At 63.8% G+C, this 17525-nt stretch carries 20 protein-coding genes; 7 read left to right on the plus strand and 13 right to left on the minus strand.

Features of this window, described 5'->3' with window-relative positions:
- Nucleotides 1–173: 173 nt before the first annotated feature.
- Entirely contained in the window at nt 174–2042 is a 1869-nt protein-coding gene (recQ, locus tag UP10_RS28640; RefSeq protein ID WP_044590574.1) for a DNA helicase RecQ, read from the plus strand.
- A 31-nt stretch (nt 2043–2073) separates the two neighbouring features.
- On the opposite strand, the gene UP10_RS28645 is transcribed toward recQ, so the two are convergent.
- Nucleotides 2074–3012 (minus strand): DUF1186 domain-containing protein, encoded by a 939-nt coding sequence (locus UP10_RS28645; RefSeq protein ID WP_156180322.1) that lies wholly within the window; start codon nt 3010–3012, stop codon nt 2074–2076.
- A gap of 190 nt (nt 3013–3202) precedes the next feature.
- On the opposite strand from UP10_RS28645, the gene UP10_RS28650 reads away from it, so the two are divergent.
- Nucleotides 3203–4951, plus strand: a complete 1749-nt coding sequence (locus UP10_RS28650) for a flavin-containing monooxygenase (RefSeq protein WP_044590575.1) — start codon at nt 3203–3205, stop codon at nt 4949–4951.
- 83 nt (nt 4952–5034) lie between these two features.
- The gene (locus UP10_RS28655) at nt 5035–5976 is read left to right on the plus strand and encodes a metallophosphoesterase (protein WP_044590576.1); all 942 of its coding nucleotides are present in this window, start codon (nt 5035–5037) and stop codon (nt 5974–5976) included.
- Nucleotides 5977–5991: 15 nt separating this feature from the next.
- Here the strand turns inward: UP10_RS28655 and UP10_RS28660 are convergent, their stop codons facing one another.
- The 3 genes from UP10_RS28660 to UP10_RS28670 all read right to left on the minus strand — a co-directional run bounded on the left by UP10_RS28660 (nt 5992) and on the right by UP10_RS28670 (nt 8555).
- A complete protein-coding gene (locus UP10_RS28660) occupies nt 5992–6915 on the minus strand; it encodes a sterol desaturase family protein (protein WP_044590577.1) in 924 nt (307 codons plus the stop codon).
- Nucleotides 6916–7172: 257 nt separating this feature from the next.
- Nucleotides 7173–7427, minus strand: a complete 255-nt coding sequence (locus tag UP10_RS28665) for a hypothetical protein (protein WP_245321926.1) — start codon at nt 7425–7427, stop codon at nt 7173–7175.
- 114 nt (nt 7428–7541) lie between these two features.
- On the minus strand, nt 7542–8555 hold the full coding sequence (locus UP10_RS28670) for a 1-aminocyclopropane-1-carboxylate deaminase (RefSeq protein ID WP_044590578.1): 1014 nt from the start codon (nt 8553–8555) through the stop codon (nt 7542–7544).
- Nucleotides 8556–8715: 160 nt separating this feature from the next.
- Here UP10_RS28670 and UP10_RS28675 point away from each other — a divergent pair, with 160 nt between their 5' ends.
- On the plus strand, nt 8716–9180 hold the full coding sequence (locus tag UP10_RS28675) for an Lrp/AsnC family transcriptional regulator (protein WP_044590579.1): 465 nt from the start codon (nt 8716–8718) through the stop codon (nt 9178–9180).
- A gap of 9 nt (nt 9181–9189) precedes the next feature.
- On the opposite strand, the gene UP10_RS28680 is transcribed toward UP10_RS28675, so the two are convergent.
- Nucleotides 9190–9432 (minus strand): hypothetical protein, encoded by a 243-nt coding sequence (locus UP10_RS28680; protein WP_044540842.1) that lies wholly within the window; start codon nt 9430–9432, stop codon nt 9190–9192.
- A 302-nt stretch (nt 9433–9734) separates the two neighbouring features.
- Between UP10_RS28680 and UP10_RS28685 the strand changes: the two genes are divergently transcribed.
- Together UP10_RS28685 and UP10_RS28690 are read left to right on the plus strand one after the other, a co-directional pair.
- Nucleotides 9735–9941, plus strand: coding sequence for a hypothetical protein (locus UP10_RS28685; protein WP_044540841.1), 207 nt, complete (start codon nt 9735–9737; stop codon nt 9939–9941).
- A gap of 32 nt (nt 9942–9973) precedes the next feature.
- Nucleotides 9974–10153: a hypothetical protein gene (locus tag UP10_RS28690; RefSeq protein WP_044540840.1), complete on the plus strand. Its 180-nt coding sequence runs from the start codon at nt 9974–9976 to the stop codon at nt 10151–10153.
- Here UP10_RS28690 and UP10_RS28695 read toward each other — a convergent pair.
- The gene (locus tag UP10_RS28695) at nt 10150–11712 is read right to left on the minus strand and encodes a serine hydrolase domain-containing protein (RefSeq protein ID WP_044590580.1); all 1563 of its coding nucleotides are present in this window, start codon (nt 11710–11712) and stop codon (nt 10150–10152) included. The genes UP10_RS28690 and UP10_RS28695 overlap by 4 nt on opposite strands.
- A 202-nt stretch (nt 11713–11914) precedes the next feature.
- On the opposite strand from UP10_RS28695, the gene UP10_RS28700 reads away from it, so the two are divergent.
- Nucleotides 11915–12721, plus strand: coding sequence for an NAD-dependent protein deacetylase (locus tag UP10_RS28700; RefSeq protein WP_197086912.1), 807 nt, complete (start codon nt 11915–11917; stop codon nt 12719–12721).
- Nucleotides 12722–12727: 6 nt separating this feature from the next.
- Here the strand turns inward: UP10_RS28700 and UP10_RS28705 are convergent, their stop codons facing one another.
- From UP10_RS28705 to UP10_RS28735, 7 genes are all read right to left on the minus strand, one after another.
- Nucleotides 12728–13024 carry a hypothetical protein gene (locus tag UP10_RS28705; protein WP_044590582.1) on the minus strand — a complete coding sequence of 99 codons (297 nt, stop codon included), beginning with the start codon at nt 13022–13024 and terminating at the stop codon, nt 12728–12730.
- Entirely contained in the window at nt 13021–13299 is a 279-nt protein-coding gene (minE, locus tag UP10_RS28710) for a cell division topological specificity factor MinE (protein WP_044541192.1), read from the minus strand. Before minE ends, UP10_RS28705 begins: the two co-directional genes overlap by 4 nt.
- Nucleotides 13299–14114, minus strand: coding sequence for a septum site-determining protein MinD (gene minD / locus UP10_RS28715; protein ID WP_044540837.1), 816 nt, complete (start codon nt 14112–14114; stop codon nt 13299–13301). Before minD ends, minE begins: the two co-directional genes overlap by 1 nt.
- A 20-nt stretch (nt 14115–14134) precedes the next feature.
- Entirely contained in the window at nt 14135–14842 is a 708-nt protein-coding gene (gene minC, locus UP10_RS28720; RefSeq protein WP_044590583.1) for a septum site-determining protein MinC, read from the minus strand.
- Between the two features lie 154 nt (nt 14843–14996).
- The gene (locus UP10_RS28725) at nt 14997–15692 is read right to left on the minus strand and encodes a hypothetical protein (protein ID WP_044590584.1); all 696 of its coding nucleotides are present in this window, start codon (nt 15690–15692) and stop codon (nt 14997–14999) included.
- 187 nt (nt 15693–15879) lie between these two features.
- Nucleotides 15880–16830, minus strand: a complete 951-nt coding sequence (locus UP10_RS28730) for a tripartite tricarboxylate transporter substrate-binding protein (protein WP_245321928.1) — start codon at nt 16828–16830, stop codon at nt 15880–15882.
- A 98-nt stretch (nt 16831–16928) separates the two neighbouring features.
- Nucleotides 16929–17423, minus strand: coding sequence for an Lrp/AsnC family transcriptional regulator (locus UP10_RS28735; protein WP_044590585.1), 495 nt, complete (start codon nt 17421–17423; stop codon nt 16929–16931).
- Between the last annotated feature and the right edge of the window lie 102 nt (nt 17424–17525).

A 17525-nucleotide genomic window follows, 5' to 3' on the forward strand; every position in this document is an offset into this window, starting at 1 on the left:
CGTCGATCGCATCCTTGATGCGCCTGCGGGTGAGCGCAGGTGGCATTGACGAGCGATGTGTGGCCAAGCGCCGCCCCGAATTGCGTTTGTGATTGGAGGGTGTATTAACAGGTCTCGTTTCGGTATCGTTCGGTTCCCAGGACCTCGATCACCGCCTGTTGACCCCAGGACTCATGACCGCCCAGCCCGCCCTCGATCGTGCATCTGCCCCGCCCCGCGATGCGCTGTCCGTGCTCAACCACGTGTTCGGCCTGCCGGATTTCCGTGGTGCGCAGGAAAAGATCATCCGCCATGTCGCTGATGGCGGCAATTGCCTGGTGCTGATGCCGACCGGCGGCGGCAAGTCGATGTGCTACCAGCTGCCGTCGTTGCTGCGCGACGGCTGCGGCATCGTGGTGTCGCCGCTGATCGCGCTGATGCGCGACCAGGTCGCGGGTCTGACCGAGGCCGGCCTCAACGCCGCCGTGCTGAACTCGACGCTGTCCTATCAGGAGGCCTCCGAGGTCGAGCGGCGGCTGCTCGCGGGCGACCTCGATCTGCTCTATGTCGCGCCGGAACGGCTGCTGACGCCGCGCTGCCTCAATCTGCTCGGCCAGGCGAAGATCGCGCTGTTTGCGATCGACGAGGCGCATTGCGTCTCGCAATGGGGCCATGACTTCCGCCCCGAATATATCGGCCTCTCGGTGCTCGCCGAACGTTTTCCCGGCGTGCCGCGCATCGCGCTGACCGCGACCGCCGACGCGATGACGCGGAAAGAGATTGCGGAGCGGCTGTCACTGACGGACGCGCCGGAATTCGTTGCGAGCTTCGACCGGCCCAACATCCGCTACGAGATCGTCGACAAGCAGAATGCGACCACGCAACTCAAGAATCTGATCGCCGAACGGCATGCGGGCGATGCCGGCGTCGTCTACTGCCTGTCCCGCGCCAAGGTCGAGGATGTCGCGGCGTCGCTGAGCGACGCCGGCATTCTCGCGCTGCCCTACCATGCCGGGCTCGATGCCGGCGTGCGTGCCAGGAATCAAGATCGCTTCATCAACGAGGACGGCGTCGTGATCGTTGCGACCATCGCGTTCGGCATGGGCATCGACAAGCCGGATGTGCGCTTCGTCGCGCATCTCGATTTGCCCAAGAGCGTCGAGGCCTATTACCAGGAGACCGGCCGCGCCGGACGTGACGGCAAGCCGTCGACCGCATGGATGGCCTACGGCCTCTCCGACATCGTGCAGCAGCGCCGCATGATCGACGAATCGACCGGCTCCGACGCCTTCAAGCGGGTCTCGATCGGCAAGCTCGACGCACTAGTCGCACTGGCCGAGACCGTGCACTGCCGGCGGCAGCGCCTGCTCGGCTATTTCGGCGAGACGCAAGGCGGCGAGAGCTGCGGCAATTGCGACAATTGCCTGACGCCGCCGCGCATTCGCGACGGCAAGGTGCTGGCGCAGAAGCTTTTGTCCTGCGTCTATCGCACCGGGCAACGTTTTGGCGCCATGCACCTGATCGACGTGCTGGTCGGGCGCCTCACCGAGCGCGTCAAGCAGTTCGGCCACGACCAACTGTCGGTGTTCGGCATTGGCCGCGAGCTCAACGAGAAGCAATGGCGCGCGGTGCTGCGCCAACTCGTGGCGATGGGCCATCTGCGCGCCGATAGCGACGCCTTCGGTGCGCTGAAGCTGACCGAGAGTGCCCGCGGCGTGCTGAAGGGCGAAACTGCGGTGATGCTGCGCGAGCAGGCGGAGGGCGCGCGCAACCGCGCGATCCGCGGCAAGTCGCGCCGCGGCGAACTCGCACAAGCGGCCGATAGCAGGGGCGCCGCCGCCAACCCCACGCTGCATGCGGCGCTACGCGCCTGGCGTTCGGAGGTGGCGCGGCAGCGCGGCGTGCCGGCCTATGTGGTGCTGCATGATTCCACGATCGACGGCATTGCCGCGATGCGACCGGATACGCTGGACGATCTGCGCGGCATCGCCGGTATCGGTGACAAGAAGCTCGAGCATTACGGCGCCGAGCTGATCAGGTTGGTGAAGGCCAACGACGGCTGAGCCGGCAACGCCGGGCCCAGGCTACAGCGGCTCACGCCTGACGAGCCAGACAACACTTCTTGTATTTCTTGCCGCTTCCGCACGGGCAGGGATCGTTGCGTCCGACATGGCGCAACGGATTCCTCACAGGCTCCGTCGGAGTCCATCCCGTATCGAGATCTTCGTCGGAGAATTGATTCGTGGCATCGCCGTCATCGTAGTCGGACCATTCCAACGCCTCGAGCACGTCCTCGATATATCCCAGACGAATTTCCTCGAAGCGCGTGATGTCTTCGGGACGTTGCTCCGCCTCGGCCAGAATCTGCTCGAAGTGCCGACGTTCCCGCATCCAATCCGGTATGCGGCCTTCATCTCCCGCGCGATGCACAAGTGGTGCCAGGTCGCGAAGCCCTAACAGGGCAATGGCTTGTTGCCAGGCAAACCAAGCCTGGTCCTGGTCTCCGGCAAGCTTCTCCTCATGAAACCGTTCGAGCAGACGTCGCATCTGATCGCGTTCGATGCTTCCGTTCCAGGTGAGGAAGGCCGCCGCGCCGAGCATTTGGTCGCGAACGAATTGGTCGACCGACTGATCTGTAGTCAGACTCAAAAGAGCGTCGATATCGCCATCGAAGACGCTCGTGACAATACGTGCCATGTCCTGCGTCAGGCCATCTCCGAGCAGCTCATCTAGCTCGGCTTCGGGTCTGCGAAGAAAACGCAGCAGGTCCTTGCAAACTGCTGTATCGCGGGCGCCCCCCAGAATGTACAGGCCCAGAAACAGCAACTGCGCTTCATCGTCGGACAATGGCTCGCCGTTCGCAGCGCGAGTGACCAGGGCGCGCAGCGGCGGAGCCGCTTCTTCGATTCTGCCAAGGCAAACGCCGATGGCGTAGGCGGGCAGGCGCTCTTGGGTGGCGATTGCGCGGAGGTAGTCTTCGATGGGCCCCGAAGCGCCCTGCCCGACGACGGCTTCAAGTTCTTCCTGCTTCATGGAGCATGCTCTCTCTTGTCGGGGCCAGCTTACACCTGAGATGCCGTACTGGACCACCACCGGGCGCGACTCGGCATGGGTGCCATTCGCTGCGCGGCCGTGCACGCGCTTGCGGGCCGCGCCGCCCCCGCCCTAATCTTCGGCTCGTCGCGTTCAATCAGGCGCGGCCAATACAGGGAAGAGACGGGCCATGCCTCAGGAGAGCGCCGCGCGCACCTACGCGCGCCCTGCCGAAACCGGAACGTTCGATGCCGTGGTGATCGGCGCGGGCTTTGCCGGGATGTACATGCTGCATCGGCTGCGCGGGCTCGGCTTCACCGCGCTGGTCTATGAGGCCGGCGGCGGCGTCGGCGGCACCTGGTACTGGAACCGCTATCCCGGCGCGCGCTGCGACGTCGAGAGCCTGCAATATTCTTTCTCGTTCTCCGATGAGCTCGACCAGGAATGGAGCTGGTCGGAGAAATACTCACCGCAGCCCGAGATTCTTAGCTACGCCAACCACGTCGCCGACCGCTTCGATCTGCGCAGCCAGATCGTGTTCGACACCCGCGTCACCGCGGCGACGTTCGACGAGGCGGCAGGCACGTGGTCGATCGAGACCGATCGCGGCGACAAGGTCACGGCAAAATTCTGCATCATGGCGGTCGGCTGCCTGTCTGCGCCGAACCGTCCGGCCTTCGCCGGCATGGAGGGTTTCCGCGGACCGATCTACCACACCGGCGAATGGCCGCACGACGGCGTCGACTTCACCGGCTTGCGCGTCGGTGTCATCGGCACCGGCTCGTCGGCGATCCAGTCGATCCCGATCATCGCGCAACGGGCCTCGGAGCTCACGGTGTTCCAGCGCACCGCGACCTGGTCGGTGCCGGCGTGGAACGAGGCGCTGTCGCCCGACTATCTCAAAGAAGCCAAGGCACATTATCCGGAACTGCGCGCGAAGGCCCGGGCGCGCCCGACCGGATTCTATTTCCTGTTCAATGCCCAACCTGCGTTAGAGGCGAGCGCCGCGGAGCGCGAGCGGCAATATGAGGAGGCCTGGCAGCGCGGCGGTCTGCCGTTCCTCGGTGCGTTCGGCGACCTGCTGTTCGAGAAGGACGCCAACGACACCATCGCAGACTTCGCGCGCGAGAAGATTCGCGGCATCGTCAAGGATCCCGCGACCGCCGAGCTGCTGTCCCCGCAGAACGTGTTCGGCTGCAAGCGGCTCTGCGTCGATACCAATTATTTCGAGACCTACAATCTACCGCATGTGAAGCTGGTCGACGTGTCCAAAACGCCGATCGAGCGCTTCACCACCGACGGCATTGTGGTCGACGGCGCCGAATACAAGGTCGACGCGATCGTCTCCGCCACCGGCTTCGCCGCGATGACTGGCTCGTTCGACAAGATCAAGATCACCGGTCGCGGCGGCCGGACGCTGGCCGAGAAATGGCACGCCGGACCACGCGCCTATCTCGGCCTTGCCTCCGAGGGATTTCCGAACCTGTTCATGATCACCGGGCCCGGCAGCCCGTCGGTGCTGGCGAGCATGATCCAGGCGATCGAGCAGCATGTCGACTGGCTGGCGGATTGCCTCAGTCATATGCGCGATATCGGCGCCGGCACCATCGAGCCGACTCGCGACGACGAGGATGCCTGGGTTGCCCATGTCAACGACGTCTCGACGGTGTCGCTGCGCTCGACCTGCAGCTCCTGGTATGTCGGCACCAACATCCCCGGCCGGCCCCGTGTGTTCATGCCCTATATCGGCGGCTTCCCGGTCTATGTGCAGAAATGCAACGAGGTGATGAATTCGGGCTATGACGGCTTCGTACTGCAGGGCGCGCAGGGCAGCAACGCACCGCCGCTTGTGCGCTTCACCGAACGCTGGCAGGTGCCGCTCGACATCGAGGTGATCTCGCCGGCCGCGATTGCCGCAAGGCGCGTGCCCGTGGTCTGAAGCGGTACGCCGAGAGGTTTTCCGCGCCGTCATCGCGCGTGTTACTGTCACGCGAACCGCACTCGCGGGACAGACGGACAGCGATGACGGACAGAGACTTGCAGGGATTGATCGAGCGGATCGGCGCCGACCATGTCGCGCGCCGGCTCGCGGTCGAGACCGAGCACGAGGCGCAGCTGTTCGGCCAGGGCACGCTGCTGTTCAATGTCGAAAACTGGCAGCTCGCACCTTGGATCGTCGAAGGCGCACTCAAGGCCGCGGGCCTCTATGGCCGCGCGCGGCGCAATGCGGACCGTGTCGAGCTCAGGCAAAACACAGTGACTTCAGCCAACCTGCCGGCGAGCTTCGACGGCTTCACCATCCTGCAGCTCAGCGACCTCCATGCTGACATCAGCCAAGGCGCGATGCAGCACCTGACCGGTTTTGTCGGCGACATCGCCTGCGATATCTGCGTGCTGACCGGTGACTATCGCGGCAAGACCTTTGGCCCGTTCGACACAAGCCTCGCGTTGATGACGGAGCTTTGCACCCGGCTGAAGCCGCCGCTCTACGGCATCCTCGGCAATCACGACAGCATCCGCATGACCCCGGCGCTGGAGGCGATGGGCGTCCGGATGCTGTTCAACGAATCCGAGACGATCGCGCGCGGCAATGATGTCATCCATCTGGCCGGCATCGACGACGCGCATTTCTATCGCGCCGACGACATTCCGAAGGCCGCGGCGACAATTCCGCGCGATGCGTTCTCGGTGCTGCTTGCCCATACGCCGGAGTCCTATCGCGCGGCAGCGCGGGCCGGCTTCGATCTCATGCTGAGCGGCCACACCCATGGCGGCCAACTCTGTCTGCCCGGCGGCATCGCGATCAAGCTGGAGGCGCGGCTACCGCGCCGGATGGGCGCCGGCGCCTGGCGTTTTGAGCGTCTCGCCGGCTACACCGCAACCGGCGCCGGCACCAGCCTCGCGCCGGTACGGCTCAACTGCCCGGCCGAGATCACGCTGCATACGTTGCGGCGGTCCGAATAGGACGCCGGAGCAATTCTAGTCGGCCTTGATGTCGAAAGGCATGCTCTTGCCCAGACCGGCGCCACGCGCCAGCCAGCCGACGATCCGGGCTCGTCTTGCTTCGACCCACAGGGTCGCCAGCCGTGCCCATTCCAGCAGCGGCCACAATGTCAGCTTCACAACGTCGTTGCGCGGTATGCCCGCGGCGCCAACAGGTGCATCGCATGGTCCTGGGACGCGATAGGTGCCAAACATCCAGTCGAAGAACGGAAAGATGTTGGCGAGGTTTTTGCCGTGGGACTCCGGCACATCGGCATGGTGCCAGCGGTGAAAGCGCGGGGAGGCGATCAACAAGCGCAGCGCGCCGTGGCCCCAGTCGACATTGATATGGACGTAGACGTTGTGGAACGTCACGAAGAGTGCACCGATGCCGATTGCGTCGGCGGGCATGCCGAGCCACGTCAGCAAAATGGTATAGGAGCCCCACATCACGAACGCCTCCAGGATGTGGATGCGGTATGTCGTCAAGCCGTTGACGACAGGGTCGGAATGATGGATCGCGTGCACCGGCCACAGCCATTTCAAATGCATGGCGCGATGGTTCCAGTAATTGGCGAAATCCTGAGTCAGGATGGCGATGAAACTGAGCAGCCAGAGCGGCAATCCATCCCAGACGGAGCCTGGCACACTCGGTATTCCAAGCAGCGCATAAAGCGCCTTGAAATGCTCCGACAACAGCCAGACAGCGGGCGTCAGCAGGATGTTGATGAGGAAGATGGCGAGCGTCGCCGTCACGCTTTCGACCGTATCGACCGCACGGCGCGGCCAGGACGATCGCCAACCCATGTAAGCAGCCAGCAGCAGAAGCAGGGCAGCGAAGATCAATTGCTTGCCGGGATCGGAAACCGCGCCACGCCAAGCCTCGAACACGAACGTGCTGGTATTGACTATGTTGTCCACGTTACCCGCATCAGTCCGGACGCAAAGCCGGCGCAGACCCATTGCGAAGCCAAGCCGGCAGTGCAGTTTTTAGCGGGATTTGCCTTAAGGCCCGGTGAATCGATACCTCGGTTTTGGTGACAGTCCTGGACCGCACCCCCTCCATCTAACTGCTCGGCGCGGTGATGGCGCTGCCGCAAGTTCACGTCACTGGTGCAGGCCGCATTGACTCGCCCTCGCGGCCCTTGCCAGGGTTACTCCGACGCCCCGACACGAGCCTAATTCGGCTCTCGGACCGAGCTTGGCGCCGGCCGATTTGGCTGCCCGAGATCGCCGAACCAGTACTCGGATGCGAGGGCATGGACGCCGACGCCGAGCAGGAAAATGCCGGCGTACAGTTCGAACGCCCCGTTCATCGCCCAGAGACTGGCGCGCGGCAGGGTTGGATGGTGCTGATGGATCCAGAACCAATGCCCGACGGCGGCGATGCCAATGCCGAGAGCGGCAATGGCGCGACTGAGCGCATTCATCATCCTCAATGCAGGCCTCCTGGCTCGCCCGGCGCACAAGGATACCGAAACAAGCTGACACAAGCCTGACATGAGACGCCATAATGGGCGGGGGCTGGCCCCCGCCCGGCCGGCCCTTTAGCCGTTGCGGAAGGCGTAGGCGTAGCCGTTGAGCGCCGGCGCGCCGCCGAGATGGGCGTAGAGCACCTTCGAGCCGGCGGGGAAGTAGCCCTTCTGCACGAGGTCCATCATGCCCTGCATCGATTTTCCCTCGTAGACGGGATCGGTGATCATGCCCTCGAGCCGGGCACAGAGGCGGATCGCCTCCTTGGTCTCATCCGACGGCACGCCATAGGCGGGATAGGCATAATCCTCGACCAGCACGACGTCATCAGCGACGATGTCCTTGCCGAGTTCGACCAGCTTTGCGGTGTTCTGCGCGATTGACAGCACCTGCGCCTTGGTCTGATCGGGCGTGAACGAGCCGTCGATGCCGATCACGTTGCGCGCGCGGCCGTCGGCAGCAAAGCCGACCAGCATGCCGGCATGGGTCGAGCCGGTGACGGTGCACACCACGATGTAGTCGAACTTGAAGCCGAGCTCCTTCTCCTGCGCGCGCACTTCCTCGGCGAAGCCGACATAGCCGAGCCCGCCGAATTTGTGCACGGAGGCGCCGGCCGGAATAGCATAGGGCTTGCCGCCGGAAGCCTTGACCTCCTCGATCGCCTGCTCCCAGCTCTGGCGGATGCCGATGTCGAAACCTTCGTCGACCAGGCGCACATCGGCGCCCATCACGCGGCTCAACAGAATGTTGCCGACGCGGTCATAGACGGCGTCCTCGTGCGGCACCCAGCTTTCCTGCACCAGACGGCACTTCATGCCGATCTTGGCCGCAACCGCCGCCACCATCCGCGTGTGGTTCGACTGCACGCCGCCGATCGAGACCAGCGTATCGGCATTGGAGGCGATCGCATCTGGAATGATGTATTCGAGCTTGCGCAGCTTGTTGCCGCCGAAGGCGAGTCCGGAATTGCAGTCCTCGCGTTTGGCGTACAGCTCGACCTTGCCGCCGAGATGTTTTGAAAGACGATCGAGCTTCTCGATATGCGTCGGCCCGAAGGTGAGCGGATAGCGCGCGAATTTTTCCAGCATGCTGGCATCCCCATTGATGATCTGGTGTTGGCAAATACCTATCACCGACGGCGCGAAAGGTGCTCTCTAACTCGGGCTAAGCCTTCTTCATCTGTTGCACCTATTTCTCATTTTGCTATGCTTTCTTTCACATATATCGCCAAATGTGAGAGATTCTTCCATGCCGGCCCGGCTCGATCGAACCGACCTCAAGATGTTGAGATTGCTGCAGAAGAACGGCCGGCTCAGCAACGCCGAATTGGCCGATCAGGTCGGTGTCAGCCCCGCAACTTGCCATCGCCGCACGCAAGCCTTGTTCGACGAGGGCTTCGTCGGCGGCGTCCGCGCCATGGTCGCGCCGCGCAAGGTCGGCAAGGGCACGCTGGTGATGGTCGGCGTCGTGCTCGACCGCTCGACGCCCGAGAGCTTCGCGAGCTTCGAGCAGGCGGTGGCAAAGCTGAAATGCGTGCTCGACTGCCACCTCGTCGCGGGCGACTTCGACTACTTCCTGAAGATCCGCGCCGGCGATGTCGATGACTTCAAGCGCATCCACGGCGAGCAGCTGATCGCGCTGCCCGGCGTGCGGCAGACGCGCACCTTCTTCGTGATGAAGGAGGTGGTCGACAATGCGGCGCTGGAGTTTTGAAGCAGCTGCTTACTTCGAGGCCTTGGTGATCTTGTGACCGAGATGGCCGGTCTCATGATCGCGGCGCAGCTGGCTCAACGACGTCTCGTTCAGATGAACCAGGATGTCGCTCAGCTTCTCCGTCTCGGGATAACCCGCCGCGAAACCAGGCCCGTAAATCTTGCGCAAGGTGCGCAGCGGCGTCTCCCCGTGCTTGCTGCTGATTTCGCCGTCGTGGTTGCGGTGCCGGTTGTCGAGACCTGGCTTGCTCATCTTGCTCCCCCTGTGTTGTTGTTGGATCGCAGCATCTGCCTCCGAAGATCAAATGGCAATCGAAGCCGCAAAGGCCGGCGGGGAACCCGCCAAATAGGCCGACGCAGCCTGCGTCAAACCCAAGTATTCGATGGCTATTTGCAGCGTTTTCAGTCAATGTCGCTTACGTTCTCCCGCGTGCTCCGGAAAGGCTTGGCGCATCGATCACAGCAGCCATTCGCCTTCACGCCGGAAGGCCATCGCTCCATTGCGTCGCAGCACGGTCTACGTTAGAGCAACCCCTAAATCGCAGAGGTGGACAGATGTCATACGCCTACAAGCTGAACCAGGACGTTCGCCACCGGCCGCAGGGGCCGCAAGGTCGCGCCGAGGCCGAGCAGCCGATGGTCTACACCATCATTCAACGCATGCCGATCGAGGCGGACGGCCGGCTGCGCTATCGCATCAAAAGCAAGTCGGACAATGTCGAGCGCGTGGTGACCGAAGAGCAGCTTTCGTACTCGCAGTGAGTATGCGCGCCGTGGTGGCGGGAGATTAAGTCGTGCTGAACGATCGAGAGAATATCCTGAGCGCGCTGCGCGAGAAGCCGCAGAAGGTCTACCAGCTCATGAAACGCGCCAATATTCCGAACGAGGAAGCCTGCCAAACCCTGCTGCTGAAAATGCGCGACGAGGGTCTGGTGAAGTTCGATATCCATAAGGGGCTGTGGAAGATCGGTTAGCCGCCCGCCACCCCTTCCGCCGAAGCCTCGCGCCCATTCCTCGCCTTGCCACGCAGCGTGGCCTTGTCGCCGTCGAAGGTGAACGTCCATGTCGACGCCTCGCCGAGCCCGATATACTGGAAGTCGACGACGAAGGTCTGCTCGTTCTGCCACGTACCTTTGGCGGCGCGAACACCGAGGAAGCCGGGTGTGCCCTTCCTGTAGAGACCGTCAAGACCGATCGGCCCGTCGAGGCGACGCCGCGCCGGATCACCCGTTGAGGTCTCCACCTTGTAGCGCGGATTCTCATCGGTCAGAAAAAGCGCCAGCGATTTGATGCCCAGCGCATTGTCGGAAAATCTGTAGGTCTTGCCCGAGATCACGGACGCGGTCGCGGGCGTGGCGCCGACCTTTGTTGCCTTCTCGATGGAGACTTCGTCGATCGCCTTTGCCAGCTGATCGGTCGCCGCCGAATTGACCGGCAACGCCTGATCGGACCGGACGGCACCTGAGATATCATCGGCCAGTTTGCCGAACGGACAAAAATCCCTGGCCGTCATCACCGCGACGATGTCCCGTTCGGGCAACACCATGATCACCTGGCAGTGGTACCCGACAGCCATATAGACGTGCTTGTCGGGGATGGCCCAGAACTGGTTGGCATAGCGCAGCGCAGGATCAAATCTCGCGTTCATGCTGATGGTGGCATGGCCGACGGCATCGAGGAAGTCTGATGGCAGCAGCCGCTTGCCCTCCCATTCGCCGTTGCGCAAATAGAGATAGCCGATCTTCGCCATGTCCCGCGGACGGAGTGCGAGGCCGAATCCTCCGATCGAGAGCTGTTGCGGATCCCAGCGCCAGAACGGACGAGCGATCCCGAGCGGGCCGAACAGCCGCTCATTGGCATAATCCGCGGTGCTCCTGCCGGTGAGCTTGCTGACGATCGCGGACAGCAGATGCGAATTTCCGCTGTTGTAATAGAAGACCTCGCCCGGCGCATGCGCCATCGGGCGGTCCAGGATGAACTGGACCCAATCGGGGCTCACGCCGAGGTCTCGCATCGACTGTTCCCGGCCGCCCTCAAACCCCTCGTCCCAGTCGAGGCCGGATGTCATGTTGAGCAGGTTCTGGACCGTCATGCCCTTCTTCCGCTCGTCGACGTCAGCAACGCTGCGATCGGACAACAAATCCAGCACCGGATGGTCCAGGCGATCAAACAGTCCGTCCTTGTAGACCATCGCCGTCAGCGTGCTGACGACCGCTTTGGTGGTGGAATTGACGGCGTGCGGGATATCGGCGGAATAGGGCGCATAGTAGGCATCGAGCACGATCCTGCCGTGGCGCGCGACGAGCAGGCTGTCGAAGCTGCGCGTCGTTCCGAACGCGACCAGTCTGGCGAGATCAGCCGAATCCATGCCCTGCTCCTCGGGCGTGGAGGTCTGCCATTGAACGGTCGGCCAGATCGTTGCTGTGCCTTGCCCATTGGCCGCACCGCAACATACTGATGCGAGCAGGATGAGCCCACCCAGTGCGGCTCTGATCCGTGACGAAAGCCCGACGACGAGAGCATCCAGCTGCATATTCCGCTCCTGGTTGGGATCAGCCCGCGCACGCAAATACCACAAGCGGCGGCCGTTTCGCTACACAACTTGCGGAAATGCATTCAGGCACGGATCGTGCGAAACCATGCTGAGCATGGATCGCGACACCGCAATCCAATCTCGTCGAGACCGACAGCTCCGGCCGCTGGCGAAGCCGCCCCGGCCGCACTAGATGTGCCCCATGCAACATCGCGCGCTCCAGAATTTCGTCGACAGGCACACCCGCCTGTTTGTCCTGACCGGGGCCGGCTGCAGCACCAATTCCGGCATTCCCGATTATCGCGACAGCGACGGCAACTGGAAGCGGACGCGGCCGGTCACCATCCAGGCATTCCTCGGCGGGGCCGGCACCCGTCAGCGCTATTGGGCGCGCAGCCTGATCGGATGGCGGCGGTTCGGCCGCGCCGCGCCGAACGACGCCCATCGCGCGCTCGCCAGCCTCGAAGCGCAGGGCCGCTGCGAGCAGCTCGTGACCCAGAACGTCGACCGGCTGCATCAAGCCGCGGGCAGCCGGCAGGTCATCGACCTGCACGGGCGGCTCGATGTGGTGCGCTGCCTCGGCTGCGCTGCGACGACGCCGCGCGAGCAGTTTCAGGGCGAGCTGTCGCGACTCAATCCCGCCTGGCTGGCGCTCGATGCCGCGGACGCGCCTGACGGCGACGCCGATCTCGATCACGCGGACTTTTCGTCCTTCGTGGTCCCGGCGTGCGAGGCCTGCGGCGGTGTTCTCAAACCCGACGTGGTGTTCTTCGGCGAAAATGTGCCCCGGGACGTCGTCGGGTCGGCACAGGCCCATCTGGAGCGGGCCGACGCCATGCTGGTCGTCGGGTCCTCGCTAATGGTCTATTCCGGATTCCGCTTCGTGCAGGCGGCGGCGCAGCGAGGGCTGCTGATCGCCGCGGTCAATCTCGGCCGCACCCGGGCCGACGATCTGCTCACGCTCAAGGTCGAGGAGCAGTGCGAGGCGGCACTTTCGTTCTTGCTGTAGATGCCCTTACGCGCGGTGCCGCTGCGGCCTCGCGTTCACCGGACTGGCGCTCCAGTGGGTCCAGCTCACGCTGGCGAGGCTGCCGCGGTCCGTTGCCAGCGGCCGCCGGGTCCGGCGCTCATATTCGGCGATGCAGCGGCCGGACTCGCCGATCTTGCGCTGCAATTCGGCGATCGTCATCTGCGCGCTGCGGCCGCAATTTGCGACGCCGTGCTGATTGACCTCGAGCTCCTTCAAGGCCGCGCGGAGCTTTTTGAGCTGCGCGCGTTGCCAGGCGATGTGACTATTGCTGTCTGCAGTCATGTGGCCGCCACCATCATTGATCGTTGCACGCCGTTGGGGACCTCGATGTCGACCTCGAGCATCGAGACAAACTTGCCGCGGTCCATCCGGACCACGACCTTGTCGGGATCGAGGTCGATATGCTTGGACACCACGCCGAGGATTTCCGCGCGAAGAAGTTCCAGAAGGTCAGGCGTACCACTCCGGCCGCGCTCATGCGCGAGCAGGATCTGCAGCCGCTCCCGCGCCACCGGCGCAGAGGCGTCTCGGCCGCCGAACAGCCGCATCAGATTCATCATGCCGCCCTCCGTCGCAGCAGCCGATCCATCAGGCCCCTGCGCTCGACCGGCACCGTCATCGCCACCGTCTCGCCCATCAGCCGGCGCACCGCGTCCATATAGGCCCGCGCCGGCAAGCTTTCGGCGTTGTTCAGCGTGACCGGGCATCCGACGTTGGAGGCGCGCAGCACGTCCTGGCTTTCCGGCACGATGCCCAGCAGCGGCGTAGCGAGGATCTCGAGGATGTCGTCGATCGAGAGCATCTCGCCGCGCGCAGCGCGGGCGCTGTCGTAGCGGGTGATCAACAGATGCTTCTCGACCCGCTCGCCGCGCTCGGCGCGGGCCGTCTTGGAATCCAGCATGCCGATGATGCGATCGGAGTCGCGGACCGACGAGACCTCAGGATTGGTGACGATGATGGCTTCATCCGCGTAGCGCATCGCAAGCGTCGCGCCGCGCTCGATGCCGGCCGGACTGTCACACAGGATCCAGTCGAACTTGGTCCTGAGGTCGTCGATCACCCGCTTGACGCCCTCGTCCGTCAGCGCATCCTTGTCGCGAGTCTGCGATGCCGGCAGCAGCCAGAGGTTCTCCAGACGCTTGTCACGGATCAGCGCCTGCGAAAGCTTTGCCACGCCCTGCACGACGTTGATCAGGTCGAACACGACCCGCCGCTCCGCGCCCATCACGAGGTCGAGATTGCGCAAACCGACGTCGAAATCGATGACGGCGACGCTCTGCCCCAGTTGCGCGAGGGCAGCGCCAAGCGCAGCGGTGGACGTTGTCTTTCCGACCCCGCCTTTTCCTGAGGTCACGACCAGCACTTTGGCCATTCTCTTCTCCTTGTGGTCGATCAGTTCAATGGTGTGATTTTCAGCATTTCGCCGTCGAGCCACGCCTGGGCGGGCCGGTTGCGCAAGCTGTCAGATATCTCTTCAGCGGTCTGGTAGTAGCCGTCGATGGCCAAGAGCTCGGCCTCGATCTTCTGGCAGAAGATCCGGGCCGCAGCGTTGCCGTTGATGCCGGCCATCGCGCGGCCACGCAGCGTGCCATAGACATGGATCGAGCCGCCGGCCACGATCTCGGCGCCGGAGCCGACCGAACCGAGCACGGTGATGTCACCCTCGGCAAACACGATCGACTGGCCGGAGCGCACCGGGCTCTCAAGCAGCAGCGACGGCAACTTGGCCCGGGTATTGGACTGGGTCTTCGCCTGCGGGGGCGGATCGACCTGGGTGACGACGCAGGACCGCCCGCCGGTCAACAGCGGCGGCATGTTGGCGGTGAGCCTCGATTCGTCGACGCCTTCGATGCCGAGCACGCGGATGTTGCGTTGATCGAGACTTCCGACGAGATGCGCGATCGCGGCCTGGCTGAGGTCCACGGACGCCAGATCGAGCACGACAGGCTTGCCGGCAAAGAAGCCGGGCGAGCGCGCCAGCGTCGCGTCGATGTCAGCAAGCCAGTCAACGATCGGCACGACCGGGGAGAAGACGAACGCGACATAGGAGCGGCCGCGCATGCGGACCTGTTGACGTGATGCCTGCTGAATAGCGTCCATCGCCCTTGACTCGGTTGTCTTGTCGAATGGTTAACATTCGGCATCCATGGTTAATCATTGGTTAATGTCGTCAGTGTTTTCACGGATTTAGACAGGGTGCGCTCTGCCGCGTGGGCCTCGGCGCGTTCGTCCATCGCTTCGCCCTGCCTCGCCGCTATCTGTTCGGCAGGCCGTGCGGCTGCTGCGACAATTGCCGCAGGAAATCGTTGGTGTCCTTGGTCAGGCCGTTGGTCCCGATCTGATTCGTCCCGGGGCGCACCGATGGCGAAGACGATGGGACTGGCGAGGACATCGAAGCCTGGGCCGCGTGCTGATGCGGCAACAGCGCAAAGACGGCCGCCCCGATCACCGCAACCGCGACGACGGCAGCGGAACCGATCACAACGAGATTCGGCTCACGGGACTTTGCCGGCGCGGGTGATGGGCTCCCCTCGTCCGGCGATTGCAACGCGTCGACGGCCGGGCCCGGAGCGACAAGGCCCTTGCCCTGCACACAACCCGCAACGACCAGCAGCACAAGATTGGCACTCGCGACAACAAGGCCGACCGGGTTCATCAGCGCGATAAACTGGGCGGGCGGGAGGTCGTTCGTGATCGCATAGGCCACGACCAGCAGCGGGACGACGAGCATGGTGCCGATCACGAACGATCCGCCGATCCAGCCCGACCATCCGATATCCCTGAACCGGCGCGCGATCAAAAGCGCCAACGCAATGAGAGCGATGGTGTCGGCCCCGCCCATTCCGTTGACGCCTGCTCTGACGGCAACCGACAGCGCGACATGCGCGATGACCAATGGGACGGCCCAGGTCCAGAACACACGCCGGTCGACCGTCTCAGGCAATTTCATCGTCCGCCCCTGCCCTGATGCCGGACTTAGTTGGCCGCAACGCTCCGACGCGATTTGTAGGAGAGCGGACGGAACGGGTCAACGCCTCGGCGACGGCGACCGCTCGGCCTGCGTGGATGCGTCGAAGACCGCGCGGCATTAGGCACTGAGCTGCTCGACCTGGGCGTCGAATCAGATAGTTCTGCGCCTATTCCGCCTTGATATTGGCGGACCTGACGATCGGCCACCACTTCTCGATCTCCGCAGCCTGATGGCTCCGCAGCGCGGCGGGGACCTGTTTGTCCGACGGCGGGATCTCCTGCCCGAGTTCGGCGAAGCGCTGGTGGACATTGGGCTCGGCGAGCGCGGCCATCACCGCCGCCGACAATGTCGAGACGATCTCGCCGGGGGTGCCCTTCGGCGCCCAGATGCCGTGCCAATAGGCGATGTACAACCCCGGCAATCCCGCCTCATCGACGGTCGGAATCTCCGGCGCCGATGCGAGCCGCGTCGAGGCCGTCACCGCATAGGCCTTCACGGTCCCGCTTCTGACCTGCGCCAGCGAGTTGGAAGCCTGATCGAACATGATGTCGATATGTCCGGCCATCAGGTCGTTCAGCGCGGGACCGGCGCCGCGATACGGCACGAAAGAGAAGCCGGTCGCGGTCAATTGCTGAAAGAACACGCCCGCGACATGCGCGCCCGATCCCGGCCCGGCAGTGCCGGACGTTGCCGTGTCCCCGTTGGCCTTGAGCCAGGCGATCAGCTCCTTCAGGTTCTGCGCCGGCAGGTCCGGCCGGCCGATCACGAGCTGCGGTCCGCTTGCGATCAGCGCGACCGGCTCAAACGCGCGCACATCATATTGCAACTGATAGATCGCGCCGTTGAGGCAATGCGTGCCCCAGTGCCCGATCGTGATCGTATAACCGTCAGGCGCCGCGCGCGACGCCCGCAAGCCGGCGACCGTGCCCGAAGCGCCGGTAACATTCTCGATCACGACGGGATGGCCGAGAGACCTGCGCATATATTCGGCCACGATCCGCGCCAGCACATCGGTCGGCCCGCCAGCGGCGAAAGGCACGATCATGGTGATTGGGCGCGATGGAAATGTGTCGGCACGCGCGGTGAGCGAGGCGACCGGCAGGGTGGCAGCGCCGATCGCAAGCTGAAGAAACGGACGACGAGAAATCCTTGGCCGGGAAATCCTTGGCAATGTGCGTCCCCGTTTATGCGGTCATTGGTTCGCGCCGAAGAGAACTAAGAGCTGCCCGACTCACCCAAGGGCAATGCGCCTCCCGCCAGATAGCTGCGCATCGCAAAACTGGACCGGATGTCTCTGATGGCGGCCAAAGAGAGAAGTTGCCGGAGCACGGTGGCTTCGTAGGTTGCCATATCGGGGACAACGACTTCGACGAGGAAGTCGACATCGCCCGAAACCAGATGGCACGCCACGACTTCCGGCAACGCAAGCACGGCGTTCACGAACGCGTCGGCCTGGTCTTGCGCGTGACGCTCGACCCGTACGCCAGCAAAGACCGTCAACCCGAGCCCGACCGCGGCACGGTTGAGAACCGCCCGATATCCCTCGATGACGCCGGCCTCCTCGAGCAACCTGACCCGTCGCGAACACGGGGACGGTGAAAGCCCGACGCGATCGGCAAGCGTGAGGTTGGGGGTACGGGCGTCGTTCTGGATCTCCCGAAGAATCTTCAGGTCGATCGCATCCAGCGTTCGATTAGCAGAATTGCTCATATTGAACTCGCAAATATACCAATTGTGCCAATACTGGCGCCGCCAGCGACCATTTTTAGCACCCTTGTCGACAGCCTGTCAGCTAAAAGGCGACCTCAAGGG

Source organism: Bradyrhizobium sp. LTSPM299, from assembly GCF_000938235.1.
Lineage (GTDB): Bacteria > Pseudomonadota > Alphaproteobacteria > Rhizobiales > Xanthobacteraceae > Bradyrhizobium.